This is a genomic window from Nocardioides zeae, assembly GCF_010686755.1.
Taxonomy (GTDB): domain Bacteria; phylum Actinomycetota; class Actinomycetes; order Propionibacteriales; family Nocardioidaceae; genus Nocardioides; species Nocardioides zeae.
The window spans coordinates 63316-80251 of record NZ_JAAGXA010000015.1; the positions used below are offsets into that span (position 1 = coordinate 63316).

At 74.4% G+C, this 16936-nt stretch carries 14 protein-coding genes, 1 pseudogene and 1 riboswitch; of the genes and pseudogenes, 4 read left to right on the forward strand and 11 right to left on the reverse strand.

All coding sequences use genetic code 11. The annotated features are described in order from the left end of the window. Positions 1-22 precede the first annotated feature (22 nt). The gene (locus tag G3T38_RS18010; RefSeq protein WP_163773845.1) at positions 23-1177 is read left to right on the forward strand and encodes a PQQ-dependent sugar dehydrogenase; all 1155 of its coding nucleotides are present in this window, start codon (positions 23-25) and stop codon (positions 1175-1177) included. A gap of 420 nt (positions 1178-1597) precedes the next feature. Here G3T38_RS18010 and G3T38_RS18015 read toward each other — a convergent pair whose 3' ends face one another. The 8 genes from G3T38_RS18015 to gatC all read right to left on the reverse strand — a co-directional run bounded on the left by G3T38_RS18015 (position 1598) and on the right by gatC (position 11359). Continuing rightward, positions 1598-2413 (reverse strand): ECF transporter S component family protein, encoded by an 816-nt coding sequence (locus G3T38_RS18015; protein WP_338037753.1) that lies wholly within the window; start codon positions 2411-2413, stop codon positions 1598-1600. Further along, positions 2410-4014 (reverse strand): ATP-binding cassette domain-containing protein, encoded by a 1605-nt coding sequence (locus G3T38_RS18020; RefSeq protein ID WP_163773846.1) that lies wholly within the window; start codon positions 4012-4014, stop codon positions 2410-2412. The genes G3T38_RS18015 and G3T38_RS18020 overlap by 4 nt, the downstream gene beginning before the upstream one ends. Continuing rightward, entirely contained in the window at positions 4011-5117 is a 1107-nt protein-coding gene (locus G3T38_RS18025) for a CbiQ family ECF transporter T component (protein WP_163773847.1), read from the reverse strand. The genes G3T38_RS18020 and G3T38_RS18025 overlap by 4 nt, the downstream gene beginning before the upstream one ends. Further along, positions 5114-6070 (reverse strand): hypothetical protein, encoded by a 957-nt coding sequence (locus G3T38_RS18030; RefSeq protein ID WP_163773848.1) that lies wholly within the window; start codon positions 6068-6070, stop codon positions 5114-5116. Before G3T38_RS18030 ends, G3T38_RS18025 begins: the two co-directional genes overlap by 4 nt. Continuing rightward, complete coding sequence (locus G3T38_RS18035) at positions 6067-7746, reverse strand: prenyltransferase/squalene oxidase repeat-containing protein (protein ID WP_163773850.1); 1680 nt, start codon at positions 7744-7746, stop codon at positions 6067-6069. The genes G3T38_RS18030 and G3T38_RS18035 overlap by 4 nt, the downstream gene beginning before the upstream one ends. A gap of 85 nt (positions 7747-7831) precedes the next feature. Then, positions 7832-7908: riboswitch (cobalamin riboswitch) on the reverse strand. A 102-nt stretch (positions 7909-8010) separates the two neighbouring features. Further along, positions 8011-9507, reverse strand: a complete 1497-nt coding sequence (gatB, locus tag G3T38_RS18040; RefSeq protein ID WP_163773852.1) for an Asp-tRNA(Asn)/Glu-tRNA(Gln) amidotransferase subunit GatB — start codon at positions 9505-9507, stop codon at positions 8011-8013. Continuing rightward, complete coding sequence (gene gatA, locus G3T38_RS18045) at positions 9504-11051, reverse strand: Asp-tRNA(Asn)/Glu-tRNA(Gln) amidotransferase subunit GatA (protein WP_163773854.1); 1548 nt, start codon at positions 11049-11051, stop codon at positions 9504-9506. The genes gatB and gatA overlap by 4 nt, the downstream gene beginning before the upstream one ends. Continuing rightward, a complete protein-coding gene (gene gatC, locus G3T38_RS18050; protein ID WP_163773856.1) occupies positions 11048-11359 on the reverse strand; it encodes an Asp-tRNA(Asn)/Glu-tRNA(Gln) amidotransferase subunit GatC in 312 nt (103 codons plus the stop codon). Before gatC ends, gatA begins: the two co-directional genes overlap by 4 nt. A gap of 97 nt (positions 11360-11456) precedes the next feature. Here gatC and G3T38_RS18055 point away from each other — a divergent pair, with 97 nt between their 5' ends. From G3T38_RS18055 to G3T38_RS18065, 3 genes are read left to right on the forward strand one after another with little or no spacing between them, the layout of a single operon-like run. Further along, positions 11457-12002, forward strand: coding sequence for a SigE family RNA polymerase sigma factor (locus G3T38_RS18055; RefSeq protein WP_163773857.1), 546 nt, complete (start codon positions 11457-11459; stop codon positions 12000-12002). Beyond that, on the forward strand, positions 11995-13104 hold the full coding sequence (locus G3T38_RS18060; protein ID WP_163773859.1) for a TolB family protein: 1110 nt from the start codon (positions 11995-11997) through the stop codon (positions 13102-13104). The genes G3T38_RS18055 and G3T38_RS18060 overlap by 8 nt, the downstream gene beginning before the upstream one ends. Positions 13105-13133: 29 nt before the next feature. Further along, complete coding sequence (locus G3T38_RS18065) at positions 13134-13721, forward strand: hypothetical protein (protein ID WP_163773862.1); 588 nt, start codon at positions 13134-13136, stop codon at positions 13719-13721. Between the two features lie 3 nt (positions 13722-13724). Here G3T38_RS18065 and ligA read toward each other — a convergent pair whose 3' ends face one another. The 3 genes and pseudogenes from ligA to G3T38_RS18080 all read right to left on the reverse strand — a co-directional run. After that, the gene (gene ligA, locus G3T38_RS18070; protein WP_163773863.1) at positions 13725-15902 is read right to left on the reverse strand and encodes an NAD-dependent DNA ligase LigA; all 2178 of its coding nucleotides are present in this window, start codon (positions 15900-15902) and stop codon (positions 13725-13727) included. A gap of 70 nt (positions 15903-15972) precedes the next feature. Next, positions 15973-16674 carry a hypothetical protein gene (locus tag G3T38_RS18075; RefSeq protein ID WP_163773865.1) on the reverse strand — a complete coding sequence of 234 codons (702 nt, stop codon included), beginning with the start codon at positions 16672-16674 and terminating at the stop codon, positions 15973-15975. Between the two features lie 30 nt (positions 16675-16704). Next, positions 16705-16936: pseudogene (locus G3T38_RS18080) on the reverse strand (hypothetical protein); the annotation flags it as partial.

Consider the following 16936-nt stretch of genomic DNA (forward strand, 5'->3'; position numbering starts at 1 on the left):
GGCGCGTGCGTACGGTGGGGCCATGCGCCGCACCGCCGCCGTCGTGACCGCCTCCGCCCTGCTCGCGCTGGCCGCCTGCGGGTCCGACGAGCCCGACGAGGACGGCGAGGCGGCACCGTCCCCCTCGGCGCCGTCCTCCTCGTCCTCGGCGCCCGCGCCGTCCTCGTCCTCCGCGCCCGCGCCGACGACGCCCCGCGTGCCCGCGGCCGACGGGGAGGTCACGACGGGGCTCGACGCCCCGTGGGACGTGGCCTTCATGCCCGATGGCGCCGCCGTGGTGCCCGAGCGGGACACGGGGCTCGTGAAGCTCGTGTACGACGACGGCACCGTCATCGAGGCCGGTGAGTTCCCCGAGGCGGAAGGCGCCGACGAGGCCGGCCTGCTCGGCGTCGCGGTCTCGCCCGAGTTCGCCGAGGACCGCCAGCTCTACTTCTACCTGACCACCGCCGACGACAACCGCGTCGTACGTCGCACCCTCACCGAGGACGGCACCCTCGGCGAGCAGGAGGCCGTGCTGACCGGCATCCCGAGCTCGAACCGCCACGACGGCGGGCGCCCGGAGTTCGGGCCGGACGGCTACCTCTACGTCGCCACCGGTGATGCCGGCCAGCCCGACCTCGCCCAGGACCCCGACTCGCTCGCCGGCAAGATCCTGCGGATCACCCCCGACGGCGACCCGGCCCCCGGCAACCCCGACCCCGCCTCCCCCGTCTACTCCCTCGGCCACCGCAACGTGCAGGGCCTCGCCTTCGACGACGCCGGCCGGCTCTGGGCCAGCGAGTTCGGCGACCAGGCCTTCGACGAGCTCAACCTCATCACTGCCGGCGGCAACTACGGCTGGCCCGAGGTCGAGGGCACCGGCGGCGAGGACCAGGGCTTCATCGACCCGGTCACCACCTGGACCACCGACGAGGCCTCGCCCTCCGGGCTGGCGTACGCCGAGGGCTCCCTCTGGATGGCCGCCCTCCGCGGACAGCGGCTCTGGCGGATCGACCTCGACGCGGACGCAGGGACCGTCGCGGGTGAGCCGACGGCGTACTTCGAGGGCGAGTACGGGCGTATGCGCCAGGTGACGCCCGCTCCCGACGGGAGCCTGTGGCTGCTCACCAACAACACCGACGGACGCGTCACCCCGCGCGACGGCGACGACCGGATCGTGCGGCTGACGCTGGGCTAGCTTGTCGGGCCTCGCTCCGCTCGGCCGTGCCCGCGGCGCTTCAGGCTCCCGCCCTTCAGTCGATCCCGACCACGCCTCCCCCGCTGCGCTCCCCCGACGCAGCCGCTCCTCCCTCAGGACACGAGCGCGCCGCGGTGCCCCCTGGCCTCGCTCCGCTCGGCGTGCCCGCGGCGCTTCAGGCTCCCGCCCTTCAGTCGATCCCGACCACGCCTCCCCCGCTGCGCTCCCCCGACGCGGCCGCTCCTCCCTCAGGACACGAGCGCGCCGCGGGCGTCGGATGGGGCGCGGTCCAGGGCGGGTGGGTCAGGACTGTGCGGTTGGTGCAGGCTGGGCCGCGTCGGGGCTGTCCCAGCTGCACATTTCGCGCGGCGGTGCCGTCTGGCCTCGCGCCGCGGGCGTCGAGATCGGGGGCAGCGGTCCTCAAGCCCGCACGACGCGCGCCCGTCGCGCGGCGCGGCGCAGGACGACCAGCACCGACGGGCCGAGCAGCACGACGGCGAGCGCGGTGGTGATCGCGCGGCCGGTGTCCCAGCTCGTCGTCGAGGTGACGAGCGTGTAGACGAGGAAGCGGCCGAGGTTCTCGTGCAATGGGTCGCCCGGCACGAACATGAGGCCCTCGCCGTCGACGCCGGGGATGCCGATGCCGAGCAGGTAGGGCCAGCCCTGCAGGTTGAGCAGGAGGCCGTAGACGTAGGCCGCGACGACGCCGTAGGTCGCGAGGAGCGCGATCTCCCAGCGCCCGGTCACGGGACGTCCCAGCACCCGACGCGGCAGGAGCCCCGCGCCGAGGCCCACCCAGGCCGCGACGAGCATCTGGTAGGGCAGCCACGGCCCGACGCCGGCCGTCAGCAGTGCCCCGGCGAAGAGCGACAGCGCCCCCAGCACGAAGCCGAACCCGGGCCCGAACACCCGGCCGGCCAGGATGAGCAGGAAGAAGACGAGCTCGAGGCCCGCGACCCCGGCACCCATGCCGCGCAGCACCGCGTTGACGGCGGTCAGCACGCCCAGCACCGCGAGGGCCCGCGCGTCGAGCCCGCCCTCGCTGAGCTCGGCGACGACGACGGCGAGCACCACGGGCAGCAGCACGAGGAAGAGGAAGGGCGGCTGCACCCGCGCACCGTCCTCCGCCTGCACCAGCAGCGGCCAGACCAGCATCATGAGGCCCGCGACGGAGGCGGCGCCGAGCACGAGCGCCGAGCGTCGGCCGATGGGCACCGGCGTGCCGACCGCGCTCACGAGGACTCCCCCGCCGACCCCGCCGCCGCGACGACCTCGTCGACCGTCAGCCAGCCCGCGCCGGTGATCTTGGCGACCTGCGGCGCGAAGGACGGCGACTCCGCGAGCACGTCGCGCACGGGACCGGCTGAGACGACCTCGCCCTCCGCCATGACGACGACCCGGTCGGCCACCCGCGCGACGAACTCCACGTCGTGGGAGGCGACGAGCACCGCGTGCCCGGTGTCGGCGAGACGACGGAGGGTCACCGCGAGGGCCTCCTTCGCCGGGTAGTCGAGCCCCCGGGTCGGCTCGTCGAGCAGCAGCACCGGGGGCTCGGCGACGAGCACGATCGCGAGCACCAGCGCGAGCCGCTGGCCCTCCGACAGGTCGCGGGGGTGCTGCTCGGGGTCGATCCCCGGCACCATCGTCGCCAGCAGGGCGGCGCACGAGCCCGCCTCCGCGCGGGCGCCGGCGTCGGCCGCCGCGCACTCCTCGCGCACCGTCTCGAGGTAGAGCAGGTCGGCCGCGGTCTGCGGGACCAGCCCCACGCGCCGTACCCGCTCGTCCGCCGACAGCGCCGCAGGGTCCACGCCGTCGACGGTGACCCGCCCTGCGTAGCGCTTCCGGGAGCCCTGCAGCGCCCAGATCAGGCTCGACTTGCCGGCGCCGTTGCGGCCCATCAGGGCCGTCACGATCCCGCTCGGCAGGTCGACGTCGACCTCCCGCACGACCGCGCGGCGCCCGTGCGCGACGGTCACGCCGCGGCCCGTGAGGCCCGCAGCCGTCGCCGTACGGACGGGAGCGTCGGGCGCCGCGGGCAGCCCGAGCCCGCGCACCCGGCGCCGCGCGTCGCGCACCGTCAGCGGCAGCGGCTCCCAGCCCAGTCGACGGCCGAGGTCGACGATCGGGGGCACGACGGGGGCCTCGCGCAGCACGTCGGCGGTGTCGCCGACCCGCACGCGGCCGTCGCCGGTGAGCAGGCAGGTGCGGTCGGCGAACGGTACGACGCGTTCCAGCCGGTGCTCGGCGAGGAGCACCGACAGGCCGACGTCGTGGACGAGCCGGGTGAGGCTCGCCAGCACCTCCTCGGCCGCCGTCGGGTCCAGCGCCGACGTCGGCTCGTCGAGCACCAGCAGCCGCGGGTGGGCGGCGAGCACCGCACCGATCGCGACCCGCTGCTGCTGCCCGCCGGACAGCGCCCGCAGGTCCCGCGCGCGGAGATCGGCGATGCCGAGCAGGTCGAGGGTCTCCTCGACGCGCCGGCGCATCGTCGTCGGGGCGAGGCCGAGCTGCTCCATGCCGTAGGCCAGCTCCTCCTCGACCGTGTCGGTGACGAATCCGGCGACGGGGTCCTGCCCCACGTAGCCGACGAGGTGTGCCCGCTCGCGCGGCGGCAGGTCCACGATGCTCGTGCCGTCGACGAGGACGTCCCCGCCGAGGGTGCCGCCGGTGAAGCGCGGCACGAGCCCCGGTACGACGCCCAGGAGCGTCGACTTGCCCACCCCGGTGCGCCCCGCGACGAGCACGAGCTCGCCCTCCTCGACCTCCAGGTCCACCCGGTCGAGCACCGGCGTCGCGGCGTCGTCGTAGGTGAAGGTGATCCCGCGCAGCTCGATCACCGTGCACCCCCGTCGGTTCCGGGCGGGGGCGGCGCCAGCAGCGCCACCAGCCCCAGCAGCGCCGCCGCCAGCGCCGCCACGCTGACGACCGGGGCCGCGAGCAGGTCGGGCTCGAGCACGAGCGGCTCCGAGCCCCGCAGCACGAGGAAGGCCGCCAGCACGGCGATGCCCGTCCCCACGACGACGACCTCGGGCCAGCGCCACGGGGCCGGGCGGTAGCGGGTGCGCCCCACCCGCCGGCCCGACGCGACCATGCCGGCAACGGCGAGCGCGACGCCGAGCGCCAGCATCGGCAGCGCCAGCCACCGGGGGGCGGTGAGGTCGAGCACCCCGTAGACGCCCACGCCGATCCCGACCATGCCTCCCAGCATGAGGGCTCCCGTGCGCAGCCGCTGCGCCCGGGTCGCCTCGCCCGACCGGCCGTAGCCGCGCGTGTCCATCCCCGCCGCGAGGGCGAGGGACCGGTCGAGCGCGTCCTCGAGCACGGGCACGAGCACCCGCCGGATGCTCGTCCACCGACGTGCCCGGCCCCCGGGCGAGGGGCGGAGGCGCTGGGCGGCGCGCACGCGGCGTACCGACTGCGCGAGCTGGGGCATCACGTTGACCGCGACGACGAGGGCGGTGCCGACCTCGTACAGCGCCGCCGGCATCGAGGCCATCAGCCGCTTCGGGTTGGCCAGGGCGTTGGCCGCGCCGACGCAGATGACGATGGTCGCGAGGCGGAGCCCGTCGTAGAGCCCCCCGAGCAGCGCCTCCTGCGTCACCGGCCCCAGCAGCTGGATGCCGAGCACGGCGTCGGGCAGCGGGATCTCGGGCAGGTCGACGAGGACGCGCGTGCCGTAGGCGCCACCGACGAGCAGGCGGAACAGCACCCGGAGCACGACGATGAGCGCACCCACCGCGAGGTAGAGGTGGAAGACCCGCGCCCACGGGTGGTCCGTGCGACGGGCCAGCACCACGATGCAGGCGACGGCGACGAGCAGCAGCTGGAGGTAGGGGTTCGACGTCGTGGACGCCGCCCCCGCCAGCCCCACCGCCCAGCCCCACCACGCGAGCGGGTGCAGCTCACGGGGCAGGCGGGCGACCGTCGCCCGCCCGCTCACAGCAGCGGACCCGCTTCCGACCTCCTCCGACGGGCGAGGGCGACGCCGCCACCACCGGCGGCGAGCACGACGGCCACGATCCCGAGCGCCCACCACGGCACGCTGCCGCCTGCGGCCTCGTCGGCGGCGTCGCTGCTGCCCTCGGAGGGCACGACCGCGTCCTCGTCGTAGGCAGCCGTCTCCCCCGCGCTCGGCTCACCGCTGGTCGGCGCGTCGGTGGCGCCGGCCGTCGGGTCCGCCGTGGGGTCCGCCGTCGCGCCCGTCGTCGGCGCGTCCGTCGGAGCGTCGGTAGCGTCGGTGGCGCCGGGCGTCGCGGACCTCGGTACGCCGCTGCCCGGCGCACCGCTGCCCCCGGGCGTGGTCGACGGCGCGGTGCCGCGGGACGAGCCGCCGCTCGGGGAGCCGGAGCCACCCGCGCCGCTGCCCGGGTCCGACGGCGCCGACGGGCTGGAGCCCGCGCCGCTGCCCGAGCCAGCTCGGGCCGGGGCCGAGCTCCTCGGCGGAACAGCATCCCGTGCCGACGTCGAACCGTCCTGCCAGGCCCACGCGACGTATCCACCGTCGGGAACCTGGAGGCTGTCAACGCCGAGCGTCGCGTACTTCCAGCCTGATGACGTGCCGTCAGACCACCAGAGACCCCAGTAGCGGCCCTCGCTGGTGTTCTTTCCGCAGTCCTTGCCGGGCAGCTCATCGACGTAGCAGACGAAGCCGGGCTGTCGAGGGTCATCGCGCTGGGAGTAACCCGCGGAGTTGAACAGAGTCCGAGCCTTGCCTCCCGAGCTGACGCACGATTCCGTGACTCCGCCGCCGAGCGAACCTCGATCGACGACGACCGTCACCCCACCGGCGCCGGTGCACCCGGCCGCCGCGGCGGGGGCGGCGGTGACGCCGCCGAGCACGGGCGTCGCCGCCACCGCGAGGGCGGTGGCGGCGACGAAGCGGGCGAACCTCACTTGATGACGGTGAAGGTGGACTTCACGAAACGGTCGGAGTACTGACCGACGATCGCGAACTCCCACCGACCGAGCGTGCTGCCGCCACGGAAGGCGAAGGAGGCGCGACCGTTGGCGTCCGCCTTGCCGGTGCCGCGGACGCGGCCGTGGTAGCTGAGCGTGAACGGCTCACCGGGCGCGAGGCCGCTGACCTTGACGGCGACCTGGCCGTTCCGGCGCACGGTCGGGGTCGACGTCAGGCCGAAGCGCTTGGCGGCGAGGGACCAGTACGAGATCTTGACCGACGAGCGGCCGGTGGTGCCCAGGTAGAGGTTGCGCAGCGCCGTGCCCACGGGCACACGCACCGTCGCCGTGGTCTGGCCGTCGAGGTCGGCCGTCACGAAGACGGGCTGCTGGCCGCCGACGAGGCAGCCGGTCTCGCCCGGGGCGAGGCCGGCGACGAGCACCGACATGGTGCCGCCGGAACGCTGGCGACCCGAGTCGGCGCGCATGCCGGGGCGCTTCTCGGCGGCGAGCGCCCACTGCAGCGCCGGGAGCGCCTGCGCGTTGGCGAGCTGCCACTGGTAGGTCGTGTCCTCCGTGATGCCGTCGGTGCGGCCGGCCGCGAGCGCGGCGTCGTCGTAGGCGAGCGCACCCTGGTCGGCGTTGAGCTGCGAGCGGCACGACGCGATCTCGTTCACCTGGTGCTGGCGCAGCCAGGCGGCCGCGGCCTCCGGCTCGAAGCCGATGTCCAAGGGGTTGCCGTCGAGCTCGCCGAGCACGCCGAGGGCGAGGGCCGCGAGGCCCGTGCTGTTGGCGTTGGCGCCGATCTCGCCGCCGTCGCCCCACGCGCCCTCGTCGCCCTGCGTGGCCGCGAGGAAGTCGACGGCGCCGAGGATCGCGTCCTGGGCGGTCTCGTCGTCGGCCACCTGGTCGAGCAGCGCGAGGATCGCGAGCGCGGTCACGTCGGTGCTGCCCTCGCCACCCGCGGCGTCGCAGGACTGGTCGGCTGCGGCCGGGTCGGAGAAGTAGAGCCGGAAGCCGCCGTCGGCGCACTGCTGTTGCAGCAGGAAGTCCGTGGCGAGGGGCCCGAGGTCGCTGCCGGCGCTGGTGAGCGCCTCGACCGCGAACGCCTGGCCGAAGCCGTTGGCGTAGTCGGCCGCGAACTCGTTCTCCGGGTCGAAGTCGTCGAAGATCCGGCCCTCGGCCGGGCCGTCGACGGTGACCTGGCCCTCGAGGCGCTGCACCAGGTCCACACCGCCGTACGACGTGGCGTCACCCCCGGCGTACTGCACCAGCGTGAGGAGCTTGGCCGTGCCGCCCGCGCTGACGAGCGTGCCGAAGCCGTTGTCGCCCGTGTAGGACTCGGCGAGCGGCTCGACGGCGTCGACGACCGCGGCGAGGGCCTCGTCGTCACCCGTGTAGTAGAAGCTGCGGCCGGCGTCGACCGTGGCGCTCGTGTTGGGACCGAAGCTGGTCTGCAGGACGCCGTCGCCCTCGGCGAGCTGGGCGGTCAGCCACGCCGCGGCCGCCGCGGCGGGCGCGGTGTCGTAGCCGTCCTCGGTGACGGCGGCGACCGCGGGGGTGGCGGCGGACGCCGTGAGCGGGGGCAGCAGGGCCGCCGTGGTGGCCGTGGCCGCGACCGCGGCGATGGCGAGCGCACCGGCACGGGGGCCGATCAGGTGACGCAGGGACATGGGTTCCTCTCCGCTGCAGCGCACGGAGATCCCCTCAGGACCCCCGCCGCGTTCCGCGACAGCGTGGTGTCAGGCACCTCGCGGCAGGTGTTCCGGCTCGCCGGGCCCCGAGGGTCCCGGCCTACGGTTGCGGGTCAGCGCCGGATTCGGACCGGCTTCCCCTGCACGCGACGTGGACGAGCGCCCGCCGACCGGCGGGCGCTCGTCACTGTAGCTGAGATCGCGCTGAGAAGACCTGTCCGTGCGGCCCCTGGGCGGTGCCCGTCAGGCCAGGCGCTCCAGCACGAGCTCGCGGACCCGGCCGGCGTCGGCCTGGCCGCGCATCTCCTTCATGACCGCACCGATGAGGGCGCCCGCGGCGGCGTGCTTGCCGTCGCGGATCTTCTGCGCCACGTCGGGGTTGGCCTCGATCGCCTTGTCGACCGCGGCACCGAGCGCCCCGTCGTCGGAGACGATCGCGAGACCGCGGGCCGCGACGATCTCCTCCGGCGTGCCTTCGCCGGCGACGAGGCCGTCGAAGACCTGGCGCGCCAGCTTGTCGTTGATCGTGCCCGCGTCGACGAGCGCCTGGACGGCCGCGACCTGGGCCGGCGTGACGCCGACCTCGGCCAGCTCGACGCCCGCGTCCTTCGCCCGGCGCGCGAGCTCGGCGACCCACCACTTGCGCGCGGCCTGGGGCGCGGCGCCCGCGGCGATGGTCTCCTCGACGAGGCCGAACGCGCCCGCACCGACGGTGTCGCGCATCTCGAGGTCGGTGAAGCCCCACTCGCCCTGGAGACGGGCGCGCTTGGTCGTCGGGTTCTCCGGCAACGTGGCGCGGAGCTCCTCGACCCACGCCCGGCTGGGCGCGACCGGCACCAGGTCGGGCTCGGGGAAGTAGCGGTAGTCCTCCGCGTCCGACTTCTCGCGACCCGACGTGGTGATGCCCGTGTCCTCGTGGAAGTGGCGCGTCTCCTGCACGACCTTGCCGCCACCGTCGAGCACGCCCGCGTGGCGCGAGACCTCGAAGCGCACCGCGCGCTCGATGGAGCGGAACGAGTTGACGTTCTTCGTCTCGCTGCGGGTGCCGAGCGCGCCCGAGCCCGCGGGGGCGAGCGAGAGGTTCACGTCGGCGCGCAGGTTGCCCTGGTCCATCCGGGCCTCCGAGACGCCGAGCGCCAGGATGAGGTCGCGCAGCTGCTGCACGTAGGCCCGCGCCACCGCGGGGGCCTTCTCGCCCGCGCCCGTGATCGGCCGCGTGACGATCTCGATGAGCGGGATGCCGGCGCGGTTGTAGTCGACCAGCGAGTGGTCGGCCCCGTGGATGCGGCCCGTCGCGCCGCCCACGTGGGTCGACTTGCCGGTGTCCTCCTCCATGTGGGCGCGCTCGATGTCGACCCGGAACGTCTCGCCGTCCACGTCGACGTCCATGTAGCCGTCGAAGGCGATGGGCTCGTCGTACTGGGACGTCTGGAAGTTCTTCGGCATGTCCGGGTAGAAGTAGTTCTTCCGCGCGAAGCGGCACCACTCGGCGATGTCGCAGTTGAGCGCGAGCCCGATGCGGATCGCGGCCTCGACCGCCTTGGCGTTCACCGCGGGCATGGCGCCCGGCAGCCCCAGGCAGGTCGGGCAGACCTGCGTGTTCGGCTCGCCGCCGAACGTCGCGGGGCAGCCGCAGAACATCTTGGTCGCCGTGTTGAGCTCGACGTGGACCTCCAGGCCCAGCGCCGGCTCGTACCGCGTCAGCGCCTCGTCGAAGTCGACCAGGGTCTCGGTGCTCATCGAGCGACCTCCTCGAGCTCGGGGGCCTGCGCGAGCAAGGCCCCGCCCCACGTGCGTGCCAGCAGTGCCTCGACCGCCGCGCCCACCCGGTAGACCCGGTCGTCGGCCATCGCCGGCGCGAGCACCTGGAAGCCGACCGGCAGCCCGTCCTCGTCAGCGAGGCCGGCGGGCACGGAGATGCCCGGGATGCCCGCCAGGTTCGCGGGGATCGTGGCGAGGTCGCCGGCGTACATCGCCAGCGGGTCGTCGAGCTTCTCCCCCAGCTTGAACGCCGTCGTCGGCGCCGTCGGGCTGACGAGCACGTCGACCTGCTCGAAGGCGGCGTCGAAGTCGCGGGCGATGAGCGTGCGGATCTTCTGCGCCTGGCCGTAGTAGGCGTCGTAGTAGCCCGACGACAGCGCGTAGGTGCCGATGATGATCCGGCGCTTCACCTCGTCGCCGAAGCCCTCGTCGCGGCTCGCGCGCATGACCTCCTCGGCGCTCGGCGCCTCGACGCCCGCGGGCAGCACCCGCCGGCCGTAGCGCATGGCGTCGAACTTCGCGAGGTTCGAGGAGCACTCCGCGGGGAGCACCAGGTAGTAGGCCGCGATGGCGTGCACGATGTTCGGGCAGCTGACCTCGACCACCTCGGCGCCGGCGTCCACCAGCAGCGCGACGGTCTCGTCGAAGCGGGCCTTCACGCCGGGCTGCCAGCCCTCGCCGCTCAGCTCCGTCACGACGCCGACCTTGAGCCCGGTCAGGTCGCCGGTGGCGCCCTGGCGGGCGGCCTCGACGAGGCTGGGCAGCTCCTGCGGGATGCTCGTGGAGTCGCGCGGGTCGTGACCGCCGATGAGGTCCTGCAGCAGCGCCGAGTCGAGCACCGTGCGGGTCACCGGGCCGACCTGGTCGAGCGAGTTGGCGAGCGCCACGAGGCCGTAGCGCGAGACCGCGCCGTACGTCGGCTTCACGCCCACCGTGCCGGTGACGGCGCCCGGCTGCCGGATCGAGCCACCGGTGTCGGTGCCGATGGCCAGCGGGGCCTCGTACGCCGCGACCGCAGCCGCCGAGCCGCCCCCGGAGCCGCCCGGGATGCGGGTCAGGTCCCACGGGTTGCGGGTCGGGCCGTAGGCCGAGTGCTCGGTGGAGGATCCCATCGCGAACTCGTCCATGTTGGTCTTGCCGAGGATCGGCAGGCCGGCGGCCTTCAGCTTGGCGACGACCGTCGCGTCGTACGGCGGCACCCAGCCCTCGAGGATGCGCGAGCCGCACGTCGTGGGGAGGCCCGTCGTCGCCAGCACGTCCTTCACGGCGATCGGCACGCCGTCGAGGGCGTGGAGCGGTGCACCCGCCGCGCGACGCTCGTCGGAGGCCCGGGCCTGCGCGAGAGCGCCCTCGGCGTCCACGTGCAGGAAGGCGTGCACGCCCGAGTCGGCGTCGCCGTCGACGGCGGCGATCCGGTCGAGGTGGGCCCGGGTCAGCTCGACCGAGGTGACCTCGCCGGCGGCCAGCGCGTCGGCCAGCTCGGCCGCCGTGCGGCGGGTCCAGTCGGTGGTCGCGGCGCTCACTGCTCGTCCCCCAGGATCCGCGGCACGCTGAAGCGCTGCTCCTCCACGGCCGGCGCGCCGGAGAGCGCCTGCTCGGCGGTGAGGCCCGGGACCACGACGTCCTCGCGGAAGACGTTGGTCATCGGGATCGGGTGGGACGTCGGCGGCACGTCGTCGCCGGCCACGCCCTGGATCGACGCCACCGACTCCAGGATCACGGAGAGCTGGGGCGCCAGGTGGTCGAGCTCGGCGTCGGACAGGTCGATGCGGGCGAGGTCGGCGAGGTGCGCCACGTCCTCACGCGTCAGCGACGGAGGTGTGTCGGGCATGGCCGTCATCCTAGTGACGACGCCGGCGTGCAACCGAACGGCGGGGGCACGTCGTCCTCCCTGTCGATCCACGAGGATCGACGACGAAGGGGGACCCATGCCAGCACGGACATCTCGGGCACCGTCCGACCACGAGTTCAGCGACCTCGTGGTCGCCGCGTGGCCGTCGCTGTACCGCACCGCCTACCTGCTGCTGGGCGACCACGGCCAGGCCGAGGACCTCGTGCAGACCGCGCTCGCCCGCACCTACGCCCGGTGGGGCTCGGTGCGTGACGTGGCCGCCGCGCCGGCGTACGCACGCCGGGTCGTGGTCACGACGGCGACGACGTGGTACCGCCGCCGCGGTTTCCGCGGGGAGAGCCCCACCGACGAGCTGCCGGAGCGCGCCCACGTGGACGGTCCGGTGGAGGAGCGGCTCGACCTCGTCGCCGCCCTCGCCACGCTCCCCCGCCGACAACGGGCCGTGGTGGTGCTGCGGTTCTACGAGGACCTCTCCGTCCGCGAGACGGCCGAGGTGCTCGGCATCAGCGAGGGGACGGTCAAGAGCCAGACCTCCCACGCCCTCGACAAGCTGCGCGCCGCGCTGCCCGCGGCCCTCGCCAGCCTCCCGACCCCCGCCACCCCGGAGGACTCCCGTGCCTGACCAGCTGACCGACCTGCTCCACGCCGACGCCGACGCCGTCCGCGTGCCCGCCCCCGATCCCGCCGCCGTGCTCGCCCGCGGTCGCGCGCTGCGACGCCGCCGGCGTGCCGGTACGGCGCTCGTCGCGGCCGCCGCCGTGCTGGCCGTCGGTGCCGGAGGGGTGCTCGTGGGCGACCTCCTGCGCACCCCTGCTCCCGCGCCGCCGGTCGCGGTCGCCGACACGGCCGCAGCGGAGGCGTACGCCGCGAACGGGGCCTGGGCGATCGGCGACGAGGTGACGATCGGGGGCGACGAGACCGTGACGCTGGACGACACCGTGTACTACCTGGCGCAGACGTCCGCCGGTGCGGTCGCGCTCCTGCCGGGCGACGGGGACGGCGACGCCCGGCGCCTCGTGCTGGTGCGGCCCGATGGCACCACCGCCGACCTGGGCGCGCGTGTGGAGGCCATCGAGCTCGGTGCGGAGGTCGACGCGCCGTACGTCACCTGGCTCGTCCCCGGCGACGGCACGGCGGAGGTGCACGTCTGGGACGTGGAGGCCGACCGCGAGGTCGGGGGCGGCGACGTGCCGGCGCCGGGTCTCACCGGCGAGTACTCCGTCGCACCCGACCTCGTCGGCGACGCCCTCGTCGTCGACGACTATGCCGGTTCCGTGCGGTGGCTCCGCTGGCGCACCGGCGAGGTGCTGCCCACGGGCCAGGTGCCGGAGAAGGCCGCTGGTGTCCGTCGACTGTCCCAGGAGGCGAGCGCCGACGGCATGGGTGACTGGATCGTCGTCGACGTCGCGACCGGCGAGGTGGTGCGCCGCGTCGAGCGGGGCTGGGAGAGCTTCGCGTCGCTGTCCCCGGACGGCACCACCCTCTACCTGGCGCGCACGCTCGAGGCGGGCGAGACGGCGGCGGTCCTCGACGTGGGGACCGGGGTGGAGGCGCCGCTCGACGACGTCAGCTTCAACGCGACGTGGACGCCGGACGGCTCGGTGCTCGGTGCCGTGGCCGAGGGGTTCTCGGTGTGCAGGGCGGACGGGTGCACCCTGTGGAGGGTGGACCTGGACCCGACGGACCGAAATTGGCTGCTCCCGGACGTCGCGAACGTGGGATGAGCGGGGGTCGGGCGTCGTAGGGTCACGGGATGGACGTCTCCCTCCCCCGCCTCGCGACGCTCGGCTCGCTCACCCTGGCCCTGTCGGCCGTCGCCGCCTGCGGCTCGTCCTCGGACGGGGGCGACGGCGGATCCGGCGGCTCGTCCTCGGACGCCTCCTCGAGCGCGTCCGCCGACGGCGCCGCGGGTGGGGCGGCGACCGCCGAGGAGGCGTACGCCGCGTGGCGCGCCTCCGTGCTCGACGACGACCTCGACGCGTTCGACGCCGCCTCGGTGGACGGGGCGTGGTCGGACCTGAGCGACACCGACGACGACGCGGACCTGTTGGCGAGCCTCGTCGACGCGGCCGGGACCGGCCAGCTGGAGCTGCCGGGGGAGCCCGAGGCGTTCGTCGGGTTCGAGGCGATCCTGGCCGCGGAGCCGGACGAGGAGCTCAGCGACGTGGACCGCGAGGAGTTCCTGACCTCCGTCGAGGACGAGTTCGACCTCGAGTCCGTCGACGACCTCGCCCTGTTCGTGGTGCCGTGGGACCAGGGCGACGGGCCCGAGGACGTCGACACCCTGTTCGTGCGGACCGACGGCACCTGGCTCTTCTTCGGGATGGAGCCGTCCGACTGACGGTCAGCCGTCGGCCCCCTCGGGCTCCTCGGGCTCCTCGGGCTCCTCGGGCTCCTCGGGGCGGAACGGGCCCGGGCCCTCGGCGAGGAGCCGCTTGAAGCCGTCCTCGTCGAGGATCGGGACCTTCAGCTGCTCGGCCTTCTCCGCCTTGGTGCCGGCGTTCTCGCCCACGACGACGAAGTCGGTCTTCTTCGACACCGAGCCGGCGGCCTTGCCGCCGCGGGACAGGATCGCCTCCTTGGCGGAGTCACGGCTGAAGTCGACGAGCGAGCCGGTGACGACCACGGTGAGGCCCTCGAGCGTGCGGGGGGTCGACTCGTCGCGCTCGTCGGCCATGCGGACGCCGTCAGCGGTCCACTTGTCCACGATCGCGGCGTGCCAGTTGTCAGGGTCGTCGGCGTCGCCGAACCACTCGGTGACGGCCTCGGCGATGGTCGGCCCAACTCCCTCGGCTGCCGCGAGCTCCTCGAGGCTCGCGGCGCGGATCGCCTCCATCGAGCCGAACTCGGTCGCCAGCGCACGCGCGGCCGTCGGACCCACGTGACGGATCGAGAGGGCGACGAGCACGCGCCAGAGCGGCACGTCCTTCGCCTTGTCGAGGTTGGCGAGCAGCTTCGCGCCGTTGGCGGTCAGCTGACGGCCCTCCTCCCCCTTCTTCGGCGCCCGCGTGAAGAGCTCGGTGCGCAGGAGCATGCCCTCGTCGATGCGGAAGACGTCGCCCTCGTTGGCGAAGCCGTCCACCCCGAGGAGCGCGACCGCCGCTTCGTATCCCAGCCCCTCGATGTCGAACGCGCCGCGGCCCGCGACGTGGAAGACACGCTCGCGCACCTGGGCGGGGCACTCCTCGTGGTTGGGGCACCGGAGGTCCTTGTCGCCCTCCTTCTGCTGGACGAGCTCCGTGCCGCAGGCCGGGCACTCCGTCGGCATCACCCACGGCTCGGCGTCGGTCGGGCGCAGGTCGAGGACCGGGCCGACGATCTCGGGGATGACGTCGCCGGCCTTGCGGAGGATGACGGTGTCGCCGGGCCGCACGTCCTTGCGCGCCACCTCGTGGGCGTTGTGCAGGGTCGCCATCTCGACGGTCGAGCCGGCCACGCGGGTCGGCTCCATGAGGCCGAACGGGGTGACCCGACCGGTGCGCCCCGTGTTGACGAGGATGTCGAGGAGCTTGGCGTTGACCTCCTCCGGCGGGTACTTGAACGCGATCGCCCAACGCGGCGCGCGGCTGGTCGAGCCGAGGCGACGCTGCAGCGCCACGTCGTCCACCTTGACGACCACGCCGTCGATCTCGTGCTCGACGGAGTGTCGCTCCGCGCCGTACCTCTCGACGTACGCCTGCACGCCCGCGAGGTCCGGCACCACCTCGACGCGCGGGGAGACGGGGAGGCCCCACGCGGCGAGCGCCGTGTAGGCCTGCGACTGGGCGGTCGGCTCGAAGCCGCGGCGCGCACCGATGCCGTGGCAGACCATGCCGAGAGCCCGGGTGGCGGTGACGCGGGGGTCCTTCTGGCGCAACGACCCCGCCGCGGCGTTGCGGGGGTTGGCGAACACCTGCTTGCCCGCCTCGGTCATGGCGACGTTGAGGCGTTCGAAGGCATCCACGGGGAGGAAGATCTCGCCGCGCACCTCGACGAGCTCCGGCACCGGGAAGTCGTCGGTGCCGGTCAGGCGGTGCGGGATCGACTCGATCGTCTTGACGTTGGGCGTGACGTCCTCGCCCGTGCGTCCGTCGCCGCGGGTGAGGGCGCGGACGAGGCGGCCGTCCTCGTAGAGCAGGTTGATGGCGAGGCCGTCGACCTTCAGCTCGCACAGCAACGCGGGGCTCTCGACGCCGTCGCGGCCCAACCGCGCGTGCCACGACGCCAGCTCGTCGAGCGTGAAGGCGTTGTCGAGGCTCATCATGCGCTCGAGGTGGTCGACGGCCGTGAACTCCGTCGACACGGCGCCGCCGACCCGCTGGGTCGGCGAGTCGGGGGTGCGGAGCTCGGGGTGCGCCTCCTCCAGCGCTTCCAGCTCGCGCATGCGGGTGTCGAAGTCGGCGTCCGACAGGGTCGGCTGGTCCAGCACGTAGTAACGCCAGCGCGCGTCCTCCACCTGCTCCGCCAGCTCGCGGTGACGCTCCCGGGCGTCCTCCGACGCAGGCGTCACCGGCGCGGGCTCGGGGACCTCGACATCGCTCATGGGCACCATCTTGCCGTGCGGGTCCGACAGTCCTGCCGGGTCGGTGGCAGGCCCGGCGACCGCCGCGCGCTCAGGCCAGCGGCCGACCGATGCGCGCGGCTCCCTCGGCCACGACCGCCAGGACGACGCCCGGGTTGAGTGCCCGCACCAGCTCGTGGGTCAGCGGACGGTCGTCGACCACGGCGTCGAACGCGTCCTCGTCGATCGCGCGCCCTCCGGACGCGTCGCCGTGGTCGTAGGACAGCGCGCCGTACACGTCGTCGAGATCCCATTCCTCGACCAGGTCCAACGGCCAGGACGTGATCTCGGGGTCGTCGCCGTCGTGGCGCTCCGACCGCCCGTGCCGCCAGGCGCTCGCCCCGCTCTCGCACCACAGCGCGAGGGTGAGGACCGGGACGGACGGATCGAGGTTGAGCCGCTCGTCGGTCAGGTAGGGCCGGAGCTCGTCGGGCAGCCCGTCCAGCAGGCCGGGCCACGTCTCACCCGCGTCGTAGCGGTTCATCACCGACTCGTGGTCGAGCACCCGCAGCAGCGTGAGACCGCCGGCGAACACCGCGTGGTTTCCGTCGCCGCCGCCACTGTCGAAGGTGCCCACGGCGATCGGAGCACCGTCGGTCGTCGTGCCCCACCGCGCGTCGAAGCGGAAACGCGGAAGTCGCCCCCCGCCCAGCACGAGGTCGAGGAGCGCGAGCCGTTCCAGGCGCCGCCGCAGCTCGTGGGGTGGCGGAAGAAGGCGAGCGTAGGCCGCGAGGTCGGCCGTGGTCTCGGGCATGCCGCGCCTCGTACCCCGGGGTCGGCGCGCCTAACCCGCACCCGGCGGTCCCGCGGCGGCGCGGCGGTCGGCGAGGGCGAGGTGGAGGCGGGCCTCCATCTCCGAGCAGGGGTGGGTGCCGCTCGGGCCGGTGAGGAAGCCGAGGCCGTTCGGGGTGAGCCAGACGTAGTGGCCGGGCGCGCGCTGGCGGGCTTGGTAGCCGGCGTGGGTCTTCCAGCGGTGGTTGCGGCGGGCGAGGGGGCCGGAGTTGTGGGTGCCGGTC